Genomic DNA, 16037 nt, shown 5'->3' on the forward strand with positions numbered 1-16037 from the left:
CGACGACCCGGCCCCGCCGCCGGGGGCGAACGTCGTCCCATGCCCTCGACGAGGCCCTGGGAATCGTCACCCTGCTGAAGGACTGCGGCGTGATCATGACCGAGGCGGAACCGACCTCCGCCATGGTGGCCGCCGGAATGGCCGTCTCCGGCCTCGACGCCGGCCGCGTGCGCGCGGTTTTCCGAGCGATGCTCGCGGCCGGCGGCGACCCGTCCGCCCGCGTCCAGTGACGCCCATCCCCACGCCGGCACCTCCGCCCGCCTACCGCTATCCTGGGTATCTCCGGCTGACCGGCAATCCCGGCCTGGACGATCTGCTGACCCTGTGGCGGCGGAGGCAGAACTGGCACGAGCAGCGCCCGCCCCGCTGGTCGGAACTGCGGGACGACCTGTACGACGGCATCTGCCTGCGCATGGCCCTCGTCCTCCACCGCGAGGGCATGCGCCCGCCGGTCTGCCTGGAGATCTTCCCGGTCGCCGCCGGCATCCTCGGCCTGCCCTGGGACTTCCGGGGCACCCGCTGGCCCGACCCGCCGCAACTCCGCGCCCTTGCCGGCCTCGCGCGCCGGGCGGCGCGGTCGCGGCAGGCGGCGACGGGAAGGCTCCCCCTCGACGCCCGCTCGCCCCCGGGGGTGGCCGACCACATCCTCGCCGCCGCGGTGCCGCTGGCCCTGGAAGCGGACCATGCCTCCCCCGCAGCCGGCCGGTGCTGCTGGCGGTGGCATGGCCGGCGCGGGCACGAAAGCAATTCTTAACCGAGGAAGGATAATATACCTAAAAATTCCCCCTCTCCGCGAGACCTCCGGCCATGCCCGCATCCCCTGCCGAGCCCGGCGCCGTCACTCCGCGTCGCGTCCCCATGATGACGAATGCTGACACATGCGGCCAAACCCCCGGGGGGCCTCACGGGAATTTCCGGCTGTTCTCCACCAGCAGCACGTACAGTTCCTTGATGAAGTCCTGCTGCTTCAGCCGGCCGAACGGCAGGTTGTCGCAGGCGAAATCGACCAGCCCGTCCGACGCCTTGGTCGGGACGATCTCGAACCCGGCCTTGCGCAGCGCGATGATCACCGCCGTCGCCTGCTTCACATAGTCCTCGTTGAAGAACGACTTGTCCGCGTCCTTGATCGCCAGGGCGATCGTGTCGCGCAAGAGATTGGTGCTCACGCCGGCTCCCGTCTGGAGTGCTGATCCGCATGACGGCGCAGCTCGGCATCCAGCCGCCCCGTCACGAACAGGTAGAACATGCGGAAATCGCTGACCAAAGACCAGAGCGGATAGGTGAACGTCGCCGGCCGGTTCCGCTCGATCGCCATGTGGCTGATCCAGGCGAAGGCATAGCCGGAGACGACGGCCGCCAGGACCAGCCAGCCTTTGCCGGTCGCGGCGGCGGCCCCCAGCAGGACCAGCGCCAGCGCGGTGCCGGCGAAGTGGAAGGCCCGGGTGCCCGGCCGGCTGTGCTCGGCCAGGTAATGGGGCCAGAACTCGCGATATGTCGAAAAGTCGCGCGCCATGTCCATCCTCCAGGAGCAGCGTCCTCCGGGGACTCATCATGTCGAATCACCCCCGTCCTTGCAAACGGGTGGCGCGGGGCATAAGTCAAGTACCCTTGACGGATAGTCACGGGCGCCGTCCCCAAAGGCGCGCCCGGCCCGATACCCAGAAAAGAAACAGGAACGCATCATGGGCTACAAGGTCGCGGTCATCGGCGCCACCGGCAATGTCGGGCGCGAGATGTTGACCACCCTGGCGGAGCGCAATTTCCCGGTGGACGCCGTCGCCGCCCTCGCGTCGGAGAAGTCGATCGGCACCCAGGTCTCCTTCGGCGAGAAGGACGTGCTGGACGTCCAGGACCTCGCCAAGTTCGACTTCCGGGGCTGGGACATCGCGCTCTCGTCGCCCGGCGGCAAGGTGTCCGCCCAGTACGCGCCCAAGGCCGCCGGCGCCGGCTGCGTCGTGATCGACAACACGTCCCATTTCCGCATGGAGCCGGACGTGCCCCTGGTGGTGCCGGAGGTCAATCCCGAGGCGTTGGCCGGCTACACCAAGCGCAACATCGTCGCCAACCCCAACTGCTCGACCATCCAGATGGTGGTGGCGCTGAAGCCGCTGCACGACCTCGCCCGCATCAAGCGCATCGTGGTCTCCACGTACCAGTCGGTGTCGGGGGCGGGCAGGGACGGCATGGACGAGCTGTTCAACCAGACCCGCGCCATCTACGTCAACGACCCGGTCGAGAAGCGCAAGTTCGACAAGCAGATCGCCTTCAACGTCATTCCCCACATCGACAGCTTCATGGAGGACGGCACCACCCGGGAGGAGTGGAAGATGATGGTCGAGACCAAGAAGATCCTCGACCCCCGCATCACCGTCACCGCCACCTGTGTGCGCGTGCCGGTCTTCATCGGCCATGCCGAGGCCGTCAACGTCGAGTTCGAACGGCCGATCAGCGCCGATGAGGCGACCGAGGCGCTGCGCGAAGCTCCCGGCATCACCGTGATCGACCACCGCACCGACGAGGGCTTCGTCACCCCGGTCGAATGCGCCGGAGACGATCCGGTCTTCGTCTCGCGCATCCGGGAGGACTTCTCGGTCGAGAACGGCCTGAACCTCTGGATCGTCGCCGACAACCTGCGCAAGGGCGCCGCCCTCAACGCGGTGCAGATCGCAGAGCTGCTGGCCCGGGATTACCTGCGGAAGTAACGGGAGAATCTTCGCCACGGATGGCGGCACGACAAAGAAAGGCTTCCCTGGAGAGTTCCGCCCACGGATCATCCCTGTCCATCGCCGTAATCTGTGGCAAGAACCCTTTCCCCTTCCTCTACCGCACCTTCGCGACGTCGAACAGCCGCCCCGGCCGCACCAGCTCGTCCTGGGCGGCGATCAGCTGAAGCTCCCGCGTCCCGGCCTTCAGGGTCGCGGCGAATACGGCATAGATCGACGCCGCGGCATGCCCCAGGGCCGCCGCCGCGTCGCCGGTCTCCAGGTACTTCGCCAGGAACACAGCGGCCACGCAGTCGCCCGCCCCGTTGGGCGGCGGGTCCAGCGGCAGGCGGGGCGTCGCCACCACATAGGCGCCGTCCGGCGTGTCCAGCAGCATCTCGATGGTGTCGGGGGCCGCCTCGGCACGGGTCAGGCTGGTCAGCAGCACCAGCTTCGGCCCCAGCGCGCGGGCCGCCGCCGCCGCGGCCAGCGCGTCCTCCATCGTGCGGATCTCCCGCCCGGTCAGGAACTCCAGCTCGAACTGGTTGGGGGTGATGATCCCGGCGGCCGGGACCGCGTGCTCCCGCATGAAGCTGCGGATGTCCTCGCTGACGAAGAAGCCGCGCCCGACGTCGCCCATCACCGGGTCGCAGCAATAGACCGCCCGGGGATTGCCGGCCTGGACCCGGCGGACCGTCTCGACGATCACCTGGCCCAGCGCCGCCCCGCCCATGTAGCCGGACAGCACGGCGCCGCAGCGGTCCAGGCCGCCGCGCTGGCCGATGCCTTCGATCACGTCGGCGATGTGCTCGGGCGTGAAGACCTGGCCGGTCCAGGACCCGTAGCCGGTGTGGTTGGAGAACTGGACGGTATTGACCGCCATCGCGTCGAACCCGAGGCGCTGGAGCGGGAACACGGCCGCACGGTTGCCGACATAGCCGAAGGCGACGTGGGACTGGATGCTGAGGATCTGTTTCATGGCACCGTTGATTTCACGATAGCGCCAACGGTGCCACAAGCCCGCGCGCCGCACCAGCCCGCATGACGCGGTTCCGCCCCGCGGCCTTGGCCTCGTAGAGCGCCTGGTCGGCCCGGGCCAGCGGCTGTTCGATCCGGCTGTCGTCGCGCCGGCCCTCCGCCACGCCCAGGCTGACGGTGAAGCGGATCCCGGCGCCGGGCGCACCCTCGGCGGACCTGGCGGGCAGGCGCAGGCCGGCGACATGGTGGCGGACCCGCTCCGCCACGGCCACGGCCTCGTCCTCGCGGGCCTCCGGCAGCAGGATGGCGAACTCCTCGCCGCCCATGCGGCCGGCCAGGTCGTTCTCGCGGATCACCGGGCGGAAGGCCGACGCCAGCAGCATCAGCGCCTCGTCGCCGACCGCGTGCCCATAGGTGTCGTTGATACGCTTGAAATGGTCGACATCGGCCATGATCAGGCTGAACGGGGTGCCGGACCGGCCCAGCCGCGCCATCTCGCGCTCGGCGCAGTCGAGCAGGTGGCGCCGGTTGGCGATGCCGGTCAGCGGGTCGGTGGTCGCCAGCAGCACCAGCTCCGCCTCGGTCCGCTTGCGGCCGGTGATGTCCCTGATCATGGCGGTGAAGATCGGGCCTTCCGGCCCCTCGGAGCGGGACAGCGAGATCTCGACCGGGAATACGGTGCCGTCGCGGCGGCGGGCGCCCACCTCCGGCCGGTCGGCCATCACCTGCGAGGTCACGGCGTTGCGCAGGAATTCCCCGAAATGGGCGGAATGCCGGGCGCGCAGCGGTTCGGGGACCAGCCGCGACAGCGGCTCGCCCAGGATCTCGTCGGTCCGGTAGCCGAACATCCGTTCCGCCGCCGGATTGAACAGGACGATGCGCTGGCCGGCATCGACCGAGACGACGGCGTCGTGGGCGAGGTCCAGGATGTTTTTCAGCCGCGCCTCCGACCGGCGCAGCCGCTCCTCCAGCTGGCCGCGCGCGATCGCGTGGCGCACCGCGCGCTCGATCATGGCCTCCTCGAACTCGCCCTTGACCAGGAAGTCCTGGGCGCCCGCCTCGACCGCGGCCAGCGCCATGTCGTTGTCGCTCAGCCCGGTCAGGACGATCAGGGGCAGGGTTGGGGCGGCGTGGCGCACCGCGCCGATGGTCTGGAAGCCTTGGCTGTCCGGCAGCGACAGGTCGAGCAGGACGACGTCATACCGCATCTCGGCCAGCAGGGTCAGCGCGTGCGCCAGCGTCTCGACCCAGGTCACCTCGAATTGCCCGCGCCGGCCTCCCAATGCCCGCGTGACGAGGCCGGCGTCGCCCGGCTGGTCCTCGACGAGCAGGACGCTAATGGTCTCGGCGGTATGGCCTGCGGGAGCGAACATTCTGATTGCGGTCCGCCGTCCGCCAGGGGAAACGGAGCCTCCCGGGGATGGGCGATTCATCGGTGGAAACGACGATATCATATCAAGTTGCGGGGGAGGTCGGGCGCAAAATCCGCCACCTGAAGGTGGCGCGTCATTGTGCTGCACCTCCGCCCATGTCGCCGATTGCCCTTTGCCGCACCCGCGCTGTAAGGTCCCGGCCGACTCAAGCCGGCATCTTCGGGAGAACACCCATGGCAATGACTGTCCGCCCCCGTCGCAGCGTCCTCTACATGCCGGGGTCCAACCCGCGCGCCATGGAGAAGGGCAAGGCCCTGCAGGCCGACGGGCTGATCCTCGACCTGGAGGACGCGGTCGCTCCCGATGCCAAGGCGCAGGCCCGGACCCAGATCGGCGACGCGATCCGGGGCGGCGGCTACGGAAGGCGCGAGCTGATCGTCCGGACCAACGGGCTCAACACCCCCTGGGGCTACGAGGACCTGGTGTTCGCCGCCGCCTCGGGCGCCGACGCGGTGCTGCTGCCCAAGGTCGAATCGGCCGATATGGTCCGTCAGGCGGAGCAGGTCCTCGTGGCCTCCGGCGCTCCGGCCGACCAGAAGATCTGGTGCATGATGGAGACCCCGCTGGCGATGCTGAACGTCAAGGAGATCGCCGGCGCCTCGCCCCGCCTGGGCGGGCTGGTGATGGGCACCTCCGACCTCGCCAAGGACCTGCACGCCGCCCACACGCGCGACCGCCTGCCGATGATCACCAGCCTGGGCCTGTGCCTGCTGGCGGCGCGGGCCTACAACCTCGCCATCCTGGACGGCGTCTATCTCGACCTCAACGACGACGAGGGCTTCGCCGCCAGCTGCCGGCAGGGGCTGGAGCTGGGCTTCGACGGCAAGACCCTGATCCACCCCAAGACGCTGGCCGCCGCCAACGCGGTGTTCGGCCCGTCCGCCGAGGAGGTGGCGTGGTCCCGCCGCATCATCGACGCCTTCCAGGCCGCCGTTGCCGAGGGGAAGGGCGTGGTGCTGGTGGACGGCAAGCTGGTGGAGAACCTGCACGTCGAGAACGCCCGCCGGCTGGTGGCGCTGGCCGAGGCGATCGAGGCCATGGACGGCGACTCCGCGGCCGCCTGACACCCCCATCCCAGTTCCCGCGTCAGGAGAGAGCCAAGGCCATGACCAAGACCAATCCCGGCAACTACTTCGAAGATTTCCGCCTGGGCCAGGAGATCGTCCACGCCACGCCGCGCACCGTGACCGAAGGCGACATGGCGCTCTACGTGGCGCTCACCGGCTCCCGCTTCGCCCTGCATTCGGCGGACACCTTCGCCCAGGACCTCGGGTTCGAAGGCGCCACCATCGACGACGTGCTGGCGTTCCACGTGGTGTTCGGCAAGACCGTGCCCGACGTCTCGCTGAACGCCGTCGCCAACCTGGGCTACGCCGCCTGCCGCTTCGGCGAGCCGGTCTATCCCGGCGACACCCTGTCCTCGGTCTCCCAGGTGATCGGCCTGAAGGAGAATTCCAACGGCAAGACCGGCACGGTCTATGTCCGCTCCATCGGGGTCAACCAGCGGGACGAGATGGTGCTGGACTATTGCCGCTGGGTGATGGTCCGCAAGCGCGACGAATCGGCCCCGGCGCCCGATCCGGTGGTTCCCGAACTGCCCGACGCCGTCGCGGTCCACGACCTGATCGTGCCGACCGGCGCCGGTTTCGCCGTCTACGACACGGTCGCGGCGGGCTCCCCGCACCTGTGGGACGACTACGAGGAGGGCGAGCGGATCGACCATGCCGACGGCATGACGATCGAGGAGGCGGAGCACGCCATGGCGACCCGCCTCTACCAGAACACCGCGCGCGTCCACTTCAACCAGCACACCGAGAAGGACGGGCGGTTCGGCCGGCGGCTGATCTATGGCGGCCATATCATCAGCATCGCCCGAGCCCTCAGCTTCAACGGGCTGGCCAACGCGGTCCGCATCGCCGCGATCAACGGCGGGCGCCACGTCGCCCCGACCTTCGCCGGCGACACCATCTATGCCTGGAGCGAGGTGCTGGAGAAGCACGAGCTGCCCGGCCGCCACGACATCGGCGTGCTTCGCCTGCGCACCATCGCCGCCAAGGACCGGCCCTGCGCCGACTTCCCCGGCACCGGGGCGGACGGGAAGACCAACCCGTCCGTCGTGCTCGACCTCGACTACACCGTGCTGATGCCGCGCCGGGTGTCCTGACCGGCCCGGCTGCCCTGGTGTTTCGGCGCAACCGTAGGTCGGCCTTCGCCCGCAAGGGCGAACGCCGACACCCTGCCTCAACGCTCCGGCCACGCTGTCGGCGTCGGCCTCCGGCCGAGGCCGACCTACGATGAACCGATCAAGAAAACTGTGCCGCTCAGGAGGGCTCGCGCTCCTTCCCGGCTTCGGGATCGCGGGCCAGCGTGAGCACGGCATGGGCCGCGGCGTCGGCCATCTGGTGGAGCACGGCGGCGTCTATGTTGGTCAGGTCGTCGCAGGCCTGGTGGTAGCAGGGGTCGAACGGCTGTCCGGCGGTGCCGCCGAACCGGGCGGCCGACTCCTCCGACTTGATCTCTCCGGCGCCGGTATAGAGCCCGCCGGTCGGGATGCCCGCCCGGGCGAAGGGCGCGTGGTCCGATCCTCCGCGCATCGGGGTGGATCCTGCCTCCAGCCCGATCGCGGCGAAATAGTCCCTGAACACCCGCTCGATCACGGCCGGGCCGTCATAGATCAGCCGGCCGGGATTGGGCGAACCCAGCATGTCGAAGTTGAGCACGGCGGCCAGCCTGCCGCGCTCCTCCTCCGGCAGGGATTGCAGATGGTGGCGGGAGCCGACCAGCCCGACCTCCTCGGCGCCCCAGAAGGCGAACCTGACCCGGTTGGCCGGCCGCTCGCCGCCGCCCAGTTCGGCCATGCGCAACGCGGTCTCCAGCACGACCGCGGCGCCGCTGCCGTTGTCGTTGATGCCCGGTCCCTCCGGCACGCCGTCCAGGTGGGCGCCGACCAGGACGGTGTTGCCGGTGGTCCCCTCCGGCCCGTCCGCCACGACGTTGCGGCTCGACCGCATGCCGGTGCGGGCATCGACCGCCAGCCGGATCTCCGGCCGGGCCTCGCGCAGCCGCGCCCCGATCTCCGCCGGGACGCCGACCACTGGGACCGGCGCCGGATCGCCCAGCTGGCCGCGGAAGGGGCCCGTGCGCCCCTCCGTGCCCTCGTTGTAGATCACGACGCCCTTGGCCCCGGCCGCCGCGGCATGGCCGACTTTGGTCTGGAAGGTGCAGTTTCCGCGCCGCACCAGGGCGATCGCGCCGCGGGTGAAGCCCTGGAAGTCGGACGCCTCGCAGGCGAGCGACGAGCCCGACGGCGGGACCACGCGGGCGGTCACGTCGCCGCTGCCGGAATTGGCGAGGGTCCGGATCTGGTCCCGCTCCAGCGCGACGCCCGGCGCGGCCAGCACGGGCGGCGCGGTTTCCTCGAAGAAGGGGAATTCGAACCGCTCGAAGCGTACCGTGTATCCCGCCTGCTCCAGCAGGGCGGCGACATGGTCGGCGGAGCGCTCGTGGCCCGGTCGCCCGGCGGCCCGGTTGCCGCCGTTCTCCTCGGCGATCCGCTGGAACGAGCGGAGATGGCCCAGCAAGCCGTCCTCCGTCACCGCGTTCCGGAGCGCCTCTGTGGCCCCCACGTCCGCAACGGCCGGGACTGCGGCCAGGCACAGGGCGCCGGCCAGGACGGCATGGCGCGCGGCGGACATCCACGGCGACGCTCCATCACGCATCGGATCTGCTCCAGGTTCGGGAAGGCACGATCCGATACATAGGGCCGTCCCGCGGATTATCCGCCGGGCGCGTCAAATACCTTGGTTTCGCCCCAATCCCGGGCCGGACCGGGTCAGTCCAGCTCGGCCACCTCGGACGAGGCGAAGACGCCGGACGCCTTGGCGATGCTGGGTTCGTAGGGATGGCGCTTGCGGGGGTAGACGCCGCTCAGGCGCTTCACATAGGCCTCGGTCTCGCGGTAGGGGGGAATGCCGCGGTGGCGCTCCACCGCGCCCTCGCCGGCATTGTAGGCGGCGGCGACCAGCGCCACGTCGCCCCGGAAATAGGCCATCAGCCAGCGCAGGTAACGCATGCCGCCCTGGATGTTCTCCTTCGGGTCGAACGGGTCCTTGACGCCGAAGCGCTCCGCCGTGTCCGGGATCAGCTGCATCAGCCCCTGGGCGTTGCGCGGCGACACCGCGTCGGCCCGGTAGCCGGATTCGATCTGCATGATCGCCAGCACGAAATCGGGGTCGAGGCCGTAGCCCGGCGCCATCGACCGGACCATCTTCTCGATCTTCGCCGGGGCGGGCAGGTGGCCGGCGCCGCGGACGCCGGGGACATAGCAGCCCGGTGCCTGGACCTGCTTGACGCCCGCGACCTGGGGCGTCAACTCGCGGGCATCGATGTGGCCCAACTCGATCGCGCGGCGGATCCAGGCGGCCGCCATGGCCTGGTCGCGCGGCGCGCCCTTGCCGGCGAGATAGAGCCGGGCGAGCCGGTACGCCGCGATCGGATGCCCCTTCGCCGCCGCCTGGCAGTACAGGCTGAACGCCCGGCCGAAATCGAGGGCGACCCCGACGCCGTTCTCGAACCGCCGGCCCAGTTCGAACTGGGCCCGCGTGCTTCCGGAATGGGCCAAAGTTTCAAGGGCAAGTACAGCGCGATCCGGCGTTGCGGCATATGCAGGAATAGAACTGAAGCAAAGGCCGAAAATAATCAACGTTCGTCGGATTGCCTTCATTGCCGAGCGACTTTCTTTTGATCAAGACTGACCTGTTCGAAGTAACACAGGGCGTCTCGTTGCCCAAGAGCAACTTTCGGCTATCGGGAAGCCCATCCGGTTCACCCCGATGCTCGCCGCCGGCCGCCCCGCTTCTCCGGTCGATACCCGGCGAAGCGGGGAGGCCCCGCCGGCGTGAGGGACCGGTTCAGGCCTGGAGGGGTGCCGTCTCGCGCTCCAGCAGGACCGCCTCCGCCTCCGCCGCGATGGCGAGCGAGGCGGTGATGCCGGGCGATTCGATGCCGTAGAGGTTGAGCAAGCCGGGCACGCCGTGCTGGCGCGGTCCCTGGATCATGAAGTCGGCGTCGGCCGCCCCGGCCGCGACCAGCTTCGGCCGGATGCCGGCGTAGCCGGGCTGGAGCGCGTCGTCGGGCAGGTCCGGCCAGTAGCGGCGGATCGCTCCGTAGAACTTGTCGGCGCGGCGGATGTCCACGTCGTAGTTGATCCGGTCGATCCATTCGACATCCGGTCCGAACCGCGCCTGCCCGGCCAGGTCGAGCGTCAGGTGGACGCCCAGGCCGCCCGGTTCCGGCACCGGATAGATCAGCCGGCTGAACGGCGCCCGCCGGGCGAGCGAGAAGTAATTGCCCTTCGCCAGATGGATCGGCGGGATCGAATCCGCCGGGATGCCCTGGATCGACCGGGCGATCTCCTGGGCGAACAGCCCGCCCGAATTGACCACCAGGTTGGCGATCAGGCGGAACGGCTCCGGGCCGCCCGTCTCGATGATGATGCCGTCGTCGGTGACCCGCCCGCCGGCGACCGGGCTGTTGAAGGCCACCATGCCGCCATGGTCCTCCAGCTCGCCCTGGTAGGCCAGCATCAGCCCGTGGGTGTCCACGATGCCGCTCGACGGGGAATGCAGGGCGCCGACGGTGTGCAGCGCCGGCTCCAGCGCCGCGACGTCGGCGGCGCCCAGCCATTCCAGATCGGTCACGCCGTTGGCCCGGGCCTTGGCGTCGATCTCGGAGAGCTTGCCGCGCTGGCTCTCGTCGGTCGCGACCAGCAGCTTGCCGCAGCGGCGATGGGGAACGCCCCGGTCGGCGCAATAGGCGTAAAGCGCGTCGCGGCCCCGGACGCACAGCCGCGCCTTCAGGCTGCCCTTGGGATAATAGAGGCCGGCATGGATGACCTCGCTGTTGCGCGAGCTGGTGCCGCTGCCGATGCAGTCCGACCCTTCCAACAGGACGACGTCCCGGCCGGCCAGCGCCAGCTGGCGGGCCACCGCCAGCCCGATCACTCCCGCGCCGATCACCACGCAATCGACTCTTTCCGGGGCCACGCCGTCCAGGGCGCGGTTCGGCTGAATTTCGCTCATCATCACCTGACTGATCGCTGATCCTCGCGGATCGGCCCGCCTGCGCGCCGGCCCGGTCCGCCAACCTGTCCAGCGGCCACTATGCCGCGCGGCGGCGGGGTGCGTCCATGGCTCCGACGAACGCGCCCAAGAAAGAGGGCGGCGTCCCCTTCGGGGAACACCGCCCTTGCCAGTGCGAGGCTAAACATCGAGAGGCATTGGGATAGAGAAACGGCCCGAACCCCACTTCGTCCGGACCCGGCGCCGGGTACTGCAGAAACGACGGTCCGGCGGCGCCGATCCAGACCGTCATTCGCCGTACGACGGCAGTCGTTTCGATCGAGGCCCGGGGGTCCGCGGTCCGAGGACTTTTGGACATCCGGCACTGATCCAAGGATTGCCGAAGTTATGCATCGATAACATTAAGCCGGCACGGCGCGTTCCCTTGGCGGTTCAAAATTTTCCTTTCAGCGCCTCGTGCCCGTCTTGCCGAGCGCGTTGGCCGGAGTCCATGTCGGCCGGCCCCGGCCGGTCCCGTTGGTGCCGGCCCGCTGCGGCTTGGCCGCGGCCTGGGGCTTCGGCGGAGCCGTCACCCGCGCCGGCGCCGGTCTGGGTGGAGCCGCCGTCCGCGCGGGCGCCGCCGGCTTGGCGGGGCCGGCGGTTCTCCGCGCCGGGACGGCGGCGTCCTGCGGCGGCTCCGTGCAGGAGAGCAACCCATGGTAGGCGGTGCGGAAAAGCTGCGGGAAGGCGTCGAACGTCTCGTTGTGGGATCGGGCATACGACAAGGCGATCTTCGTGGCCATCCTGTGGATGTCTGCACGCTGGCTGATGCTCATCGGTGGGGGCTCCTCAGTGTCCGCCCGGACAGGGCAATCCTGCCCATTCGGCTGATTAACGCCGGCCATGCCCCTGTGTTCCCCCAAGGACTCGCCGAAATTGCGGAAACGGTCGGGGTGCTTCGGGGCGACTCGCAACCGCCTCCGCCTGTGATGGTTAACGTATTGGGATCAACTCAACCAGAGAAAGCCTGGCTATGCGAAGTATTCGGTACGAGCGCTTCGGCGAGCCGTCCGACGTCCTGTTCCTGGAAGAGCGGGAAAAACCCCGGCCCGGTCCCGGCGAGGCGCTGGTGCGCCTCCGGCTGCGCTCGATCAACCCGGCGGACCTGCTCCAGGTCCGCGGCCTCTACGGGCAGTTGCCGCAGCTGCCGGCGACCGCCGGGATGGAGGGCGTCGGGGTGATCGAGGAACTGGGCGAAGGCGTCGCGGAGCGGCCCGGCCTGACGGTCGGCAGCCGGGTCATGCCCCTGGGGAGCCCGGCCTGGCAGGAATATGCCTGCGTCAAGGCGGCGGCGCTGCTCCCGATCCCGGACGCCATGCCCGACCAAGTCGCGGCGCAGGCTTTCGTCAACCCGGTCACCGCCTGGCTGATGGCGGTGGAGGAGCTGAAGCTCAAGCCGGGCGACACGGTGCTGGTGACGGCGGCCGGCTCCGCCCTGGGGCGCATCGTCATCCAGCTCTCCCGGCGTCTCGGCTTCAAAGTGATCGGCACCGTCCGCCGGCCGGCCCAGGCCGACGAGCTGATGGCGCTCGGTGCCCACGCCGTCGTCTCGACCGCTGACGAGGACCTGCGCGGGCGCGTGCTGGAACTGACCGGCGGCCGGGGCGCCGACGGCGCGATCGAGGCGGTCGGCGGCGCGGTCGGGGCTGCGGCGGCCGGCGCGCTGGCGCCGGGAGGCACGATGCTGGTCTATGGGCTGATGTCCGGCGAGCCGATCCCGGTCCCGGTGTCCGACATGATCTTCAAGACCCTGTCGATCAGGGGATTCTGGCTGGCCGACTGGGCCAGGCAGGCGCCGGACGACGTGCGAAGCGACGCCATCTCCCATGTATTCGGCCTTCTGGCCCAAGGGGAGGTCGATCTTCCGGTATCCGCCGTCTATGATCTGGCCGATATCCGCGATGCGGTCATGGCCGCGGAATCTTCCGGCCGTCCCGGCAAGGTCCTGCTCGGCGGGTAGGCTACCAGTATTTAGGATTTCCCCGGACCTTCGCCCTGGTGCATAGAACCTGCCGCAAAAAAGAGGAGGACTCCATCATGAAGACGAACCGCGCTCCGGCCATGGCGATTCCCGTCATGCTCGGAGCCATCATCCTCGGCGCCGCCGGACCGCTGGCGGCCCAGCAGTCCGCGCCCGCCGTCACGGCGACCCCCAACCGCCAGATGCAGCCGTCCGCCACCGGCCGCACCCAGGCTTCGCCGGCGGTTCCGATGGCCCCGTCTTCCGGCGCCTCGACCGGGACCCAGCTCAGCCTGGAGCAGGGGCGCCCGTCCGTCACCGACCGCATGGGCGACGACCAGCGAGAGATGGAACTGGTGCAGACCAGCCTGCTGAACCGCTTCGGCGGCATGGGCTTCGCGGAGATGCGCAATTTCCGCAAGATCGGGGAGAACTACGCGGCCGAGGTGCGGACCGTGGAAGGGGTCTGGGTCAACGTCGTGATCGATCCGGCGACCGGCGCGGTCACCGTCCAGCAATAGAGCGGTGCCCGATCAGATGGATCCGCATCCGGCCTGCCTTGTTCGAAGCCGGCATGGGATGAAGAAAATCGGCCACAGATGACGGCGATATCCTCAGATTATCCAGCCCGTATCTTTGTCCATCGCCGTAATCTGTGGCAAGAACCTGAATTACGGCTGCGTCGCCCCCGCTGGAGCGGTGCCCGATCAGGTCGATCCGCCCCAGGGCAGCCGGACCGATGCGTTGGGCGGCAGGCCGCATGGACCGGAGCGGTTCGACCTGGTCGGAAACCGCTCTGGCGATACCCTCCGGGTGCGGCACCGTCCGGCCGGCTCACTCCAGCAGGCGGTCCCAGGTCCCCATGATCCGGCCGACGCCGGAGCGCCCCGTCAGGTCGTACAGGCGCAGGGGCTGGTCGACCCGCTGGCCGGCATCCCGTCCCAGGGATCTGACGGCCGCTTCCGACGCCAGCCCGCGCCCGGAACCGGACAGCGGTCCCGGCAGCAGTCCGAGCGGTATGCGGATGCTGATCCCCTGGTCCATCGCCCCGGTTCCCGCGTCGGTGACCGTCGCATAGGCGCCGATGCGCACGCCGCCCTCGAAGCCCCGGCTCAGCTCCAAGGTCGCCCCGAGGTCGCCCGCCAGGTAGCGGCCGGCCCTGATCGTCCCATGCGTCAGGCCGTCGCGGCTCTCGTAATACAGGCTGGCATGGGCCGAGGCGTAGCCCTGCGCCTCGAAATAGAGCAGGTTGCCGGGAACCCGCTTCGCCACCAGGTCGGCATCGATTCCGACCGCCCAGCGGGCGCCGAACGGCCGGTACAGCACCTCGCCTTCCCAGCCGCCGAACATCTCGTCCAGATGTCCCGCGGACAGGCGGGCATGCCAGTCGGAGACCGGGTTCCACAGCCACGCGGTGTACAGGTGGTCGGCCGTGACGGCGACGCCGTCGGCGTACCGGGCGATATCGCCGCGCACCGTGGGCAGGCCCGCGTCGGGCTCGTCGCGCTCACCGGCCCGCAGCCCGGCCAGGTCGCCGCCCAGGTTGAAGCGCAGCCCGGCGCCGGTGACGAAACCGCCCGCCAGCCCGCTGACCACCGCGGCGTCGAGGGTCGCGCGGTAGGCCGGCGAGCCGGAGCGGAAGGCGGGCGCCAGTTCGAGCCGCGGGGTCAGCCTGAAGTCCCAGCGCTCGCCCGGCGGCCGCGGCGGGGCGTCGGTGCTCGCGGCGCGGTTCAGCTCCGCCGTCCGCCGGATCTCGGCGGGCGAACCGGCGTTGCGGCCGGCGCGCTCCAGGTCGGCGCGCAGGATGGACACCGCGGTCCCGTTGAGCTCCGCCGGGCCGAGCACCACGGTGAGCATCTCGACCTCTGCCGGTGCGCGCGCCGCCATGACCCGGGCTGCCCGGCCGGCCGTGCGGGCGGGCGGTCCGTCGGGAACCTCGTCCAGCCAGGCCGTGGCCTCCTGGTCGTCGACCCTGACCGCCCGGGCGGCCATCCCGGCGGAGCGGAGCGCCGCCAGGATGCGCCGCTCGGCGGTCCGCGGCGTCGTCCGGGCCGGGCGGGCTCCCAGCGGGGGGCGGGCGTCTTTTCCGGGCGGATCGGCGGAGGCGCGACCGTCCAGCCCGGCGGCGTCGAGGACGAGCGCTGCCCGCAGCATGGCGAAATGCCCCTGCTCGAGCCCGGCGCCGACCTCGATCCAGGGCAGGGGGCGCCACGCCAGCCCGACATTCACCGGGAACGGGCGGGACAAGCCGGGATGGGCCGCCCGCTCGGCCCGCAGCAGGTCGCCGGTATAGTCGAGTTTCAGCGACAGTCCGTCGACCGGGGTCCGGATCTCGACCCCGCCGATCGGCGAGAGGCCGGAGCCGAACAGGTTTCCCTGCCCGAACCGGCCCCAGCCGAGCCCCAGGGTCCAGTCGGTGTCGAACCACCGCCGGCTCATCACGAGGTAGCGGGCGGCCTGCCCGCCGCCCTGGAACAGGCCGCGGGCACCGACCGCGACCTCGGGCCGGGTGGCGTTCTCGCGCAGCAGCCTGAGCTTCAGGTCCAGCCCGCCCCACTGTCCACCAGGACGCTCGAAAGTCGCGACACCGGTGGACTGGCGGAGCGTCGCCTCCAGGTCCGGCAGGGCCTGGAGCGTGACGAAGCCGTGCCGGTACAGCGGCGTCCAGGCCGCGCCCATGGCCAGGGTGTCGGGCGGCAGCATGCGGGCGCCGGGGACCTGCAGCAGCCCGGCTCCGCCGGTGTCGGTCAGGGAGGGGCCGGCACCCGCGGGAGAAGCCAGGGTGGCAGCCAGGAGCGCCGCCATACCGACGAGGGCGTGCCTGCATGACCCGGTGGATGGAACC

General features: G+C 70.3%; 16 protein-coding genes. 7 read left to right on the forward strand and 9 right to left on the reverse strand.

Annotation, left to right across the window (positions count from 1 at the left end):
- Positions 1–89: 89 nt before the first annotated feature.
- Together JL100_RS04030 and JL100_RS04035 are read left to right on the forward strand one after the other, a co-directional pair.
- Entirely contained in the window at positions 90–230 is a 141-nt protein-coding gene (locus JL100_RS04030) for a hypothetical protein (protein ID WP_228421060.1), read from the forward strand.
- Entirely contained in the window at positions 227–754 is a 528-nt protein-coding gene (locus JL100_RS04035; RefSeq protein ID WP_202681738.1) for a hypothetical protein, read from the forward strand. The genes JL100_RS04030 and JL100_RS04035 overlap by 4 nt, the downstream gene beginning before the upstream one ends.
- 148 nt (positions 755–902) lie before the next feature.
- Here JL100_RS04035 and JL100_RS04040 read toward each other — a convergent pair whose 3' ends face one another.
- Complete coding sequence (locus tag JL100_RS04040; protein WP_201077482.1) at positions 903–1166, reverse strand: hypothetical protein; 264 nt, start codon at positions 1164–1166, stop codon at positions 903–905.
- On the reverse strand, positions 1163–1513 hold the full coding sequence (locus tag JL100_RS04045; RefSeq protein WP_202681737.1) for a DUF962 domain-containing protein: 351 nt from the start codon (positions 1511–1513) through the stop codon (positions 1163–1165). The genes JL100_RS04040 and JL100_RS04045 overlap by 4 nt, the downstream gene beginning before the upstream one ends.
- A 169-nt stretch (positions 1514–1682) precedes the next feature.
- On the opposite strand from JL100_RS04045, the gene JL100_RS04050 reads away from it, so the two are divergent.
- Positions 1683–2702, forward strand: a complete 1020-nt coding sequence (locus tag JL100_RS04050; RefSeq protein ID WP_202681736.1) for an aspartate-semialdehyde dehydrogenase — start codon at positions 1683–1685, stop codon at positions 2700–2702.
- A gap of 118 nt (positions 2703–2820) precedes the next feature.
- Here the strand turns inward: JL100_RS04050 and pdxY are convergent, their stop codons facing one another.
- On the reverse strand, positions 2821–3681 hold the full coding sequence (pdxY, locus tag JL100_RS04055; protein WP_202681735.1) for a pyridoxal kinase PdxY: 861 nt from the start codon (positions 3679–3681) through the stop codon (positions 2821–2823).
- A gap of 13 nt (positions 3682–3694) precedes the next feature.
- Entirely contained in the window at positions 3695–5053 is a 1359-nt protein-coding gene (locus JL100_RS04060; RefSeq protein ID WP_202681734.1) for a GGDEF domain-containing protein, read from the reverse strand.
- A 233-nt stretch (positions 5054–5286) separates the two neighbouring features.
- Between JL100_RS04060 and JL100_RS04065 the strand changes: the two genes are divergently transcribed.
- Both JL100_RS04065 and JL100_RS04070 read left to right on the forward strand, forming a co-directional pair.
- Complete coding sequence (locus tag JL100_RS04065) at positions 5287–6177, forward strand: HpcH/HpaI aldolase/citrate lyase family protein (RefSeq protein WP_202681733.1); 891 nt, start codon at positions 5287–5289, stop codon at positions 6175–6177.
- Positions 6178–6218: 41 nt separating this feature from the next.
- Positions 6219–7277: a MaoC family dehydratase gene (locus JL100_RS04070; protein ID WP_202681732.1), complete on the forward strand. Its 1059-nt coding sequence runs from the start codon at positions 6219–6221 to the stop codon at positions 7275–7277.
- Positions 7278–7434: 157 nt separating this feature from the next.
- On the opposite strand, the gene JL100_RS04075 is transcribed toward JL100_RS04070, so the two are convergent.
- From JL100_RS04075 to JL100_RS04090, 4 genes are all read right to left on the reverse strand, one after another.
- Positions 7435–8808 (reverse strand): M28 family peptidase, encoded by a 1374-nt coding sequence (locus JL100_RS04075; protein WP_202681731.1) that lies wholly within the window; start codon positions 8806–8808, stop codon positions 7435–7437.
- A 137-nt stretch (positions 8809–8945) separates the two neighbouring features.
- Entirely contained in the window at positions 8946–9734 is a 789-nt protein-coding gene (locus tag JL100_RS04080; protein WP_202681730.1) for a lytic transglycosylase domain-containing protein, read from the reverse strand.
- Positions 9735–10023: 289 nt separating this feature from the next.
- Complete coding sequence (locus tag JL100_RS04085; protein ID WP_228421061.1) at positions 10024–11196, reverse strand: NAD(P)/FAD-dependent oxidoreductase; 1173 nt, start codon at positions 11194–11196, stop codon at positions 10024–10026.
- A gap of 443 nt (positions 11197–11639) precedes the next feature.
- Positions 11640–12008, reverse strand: a complete 369-nt coding sequence (locus JL100_RS04090; RefSeq protein ID WP_202681729.1) for a hypothetical protein — start codon at positions 12006–12008, stop codon at positions 11640–11642.
- 197 nt (positions 12009–12205) lie between these two features.
- On the opposite strand from JL100_RS04090, the gene JL100_RS04095 reads away from it, so the two are divergent.
- The gene (locus JL100_RS04095) at positions 12206–13192 is read left to right on the forward strand and encodes a zinc-dependent alcohol dehydrogenase family protein (protein ID WP_202681728.1); all 987 of its coding nucleotides are present in this window, start codon (positions 12206–12208) and stop codon (positions 13190–13192) included.
- Between the two features lie 77 nt (positions 13193–13269).
- On the forward strand, positions 13270–13713 hold the full coding sequence (locus JL100_RS04100; RefSeq protein WP_202681727.1) for a hypothetical protein: 444 nt from the start codon (positions 13270–13272) through the stop codon (positions 13711–13713).
- A 313-nt stretch (positions 13714–14026) separates the two neighbouring features.
- Here the strand turns inward: JL100_RS04100 and JL100_RS04105 are convergent, their stop codons facing one another.
- A complete protein-coding gene (locus JL100_RS04105; protein WP_202681726.1) occupies positions 14027–15997 on the reverse strand; it encodes a YjbH domain-containing protein in 1971 nt (656 codons plus the stop codon).
- Between the last annotated feature and the right edge of the window lie 40 nt (positions 15998–16037).

This window comes from Skermanella mucosa (assembly GCF_016765655.2).
GTDB classification, from domain to species: domain Bacteria; phylum Pseudomonadota; class Alphaproteobacteria; order Azospirillales; family Azospirillaceae; genus Skermanella; species Skermanella mucosa.

Coding starts and splice junctions, on each gene's coding strand:
- JL100_RS04065 (WP_202681733.1), top strand. CDS start 5,287: ATGGCAATGACTGTCCGCCCCCGTCGCAGCGTCCTCTACATGCCGGGG.
- JL100_RS04060 (WP_202681734.1), bottom strand. CDS start 5,053: ATGTTCGCTCCCGCAGGCCATACCGCCGAGACCATTAGCGTCCTGCTC.
- JL100_RS04085 (WP_228421061.1), bottom strand. CDS start 11,196: ATGATGAGCGAAATTCAGCCGAACCGCGCCCTGGACGGCGTGGCCCCG.
- JL100_RS04105 (WP_202681726.1), bottom strand. CDS start 15,997: ATGGCGGCGCTCCTGGCTGCCACCCTGGCTTCTCCCGCGGGTGCCGGC.
- JL100_RS04100 (WP_202681727.1), top strand. CDS start 13,270: ATGAAGACGAACCGCGCTCCGGCCATGGCGATTCCCGTCATGCTCGGA.
- JL100_RS04050 (WP_202681736.1), top strand. CDS start 1,683: ATGGGCTACAAGGTCGCGGTCATCGGCGCCACCGGCAATGTCGGGCGC.
- JL100_RS04070 (WP_202681732.1), top strand. CDS start 6,219: ATGACCAAGACCAATCCCGGCAACTACTTCGAAGATTTCCGCCTGGGC.
- JL100_RS04075 (WP_202681731.1), bottom strand. CDS start 8,808: ATGTCCGCCGCGCGCCATGCCGTCCTGGCCGGCGCCCTGTGCCTGGCC.
- JL100_RS04090 (WP_202681729.1), bottom strand. CDS start 12,008: ATGAGCATCAGCCAGCGTGCAGACATCCACAGGATGGCCACGAAGATC.
- pdxY (WP_202681735.1), bottom strand. CDS start 3,681: ATGAAACAGATCCTCAGCATCCAGTCCCACGTCGCCTTCGGCTATGTC.
- JL100_RS04045 (WP_202681737.1), bottom strand. CDS start 1,513: ATGGCGCGCGACTTTTCGACATATCGCGAGTTCTGGCCCCATTACCTG.
- JL100_RS04095 (WP_202681728.1), top strand. CDS start 12,206: ATGCGAAGTATTCGGTACGAGCGCTTCGGCGAGCCGTCCGACGTCCTG.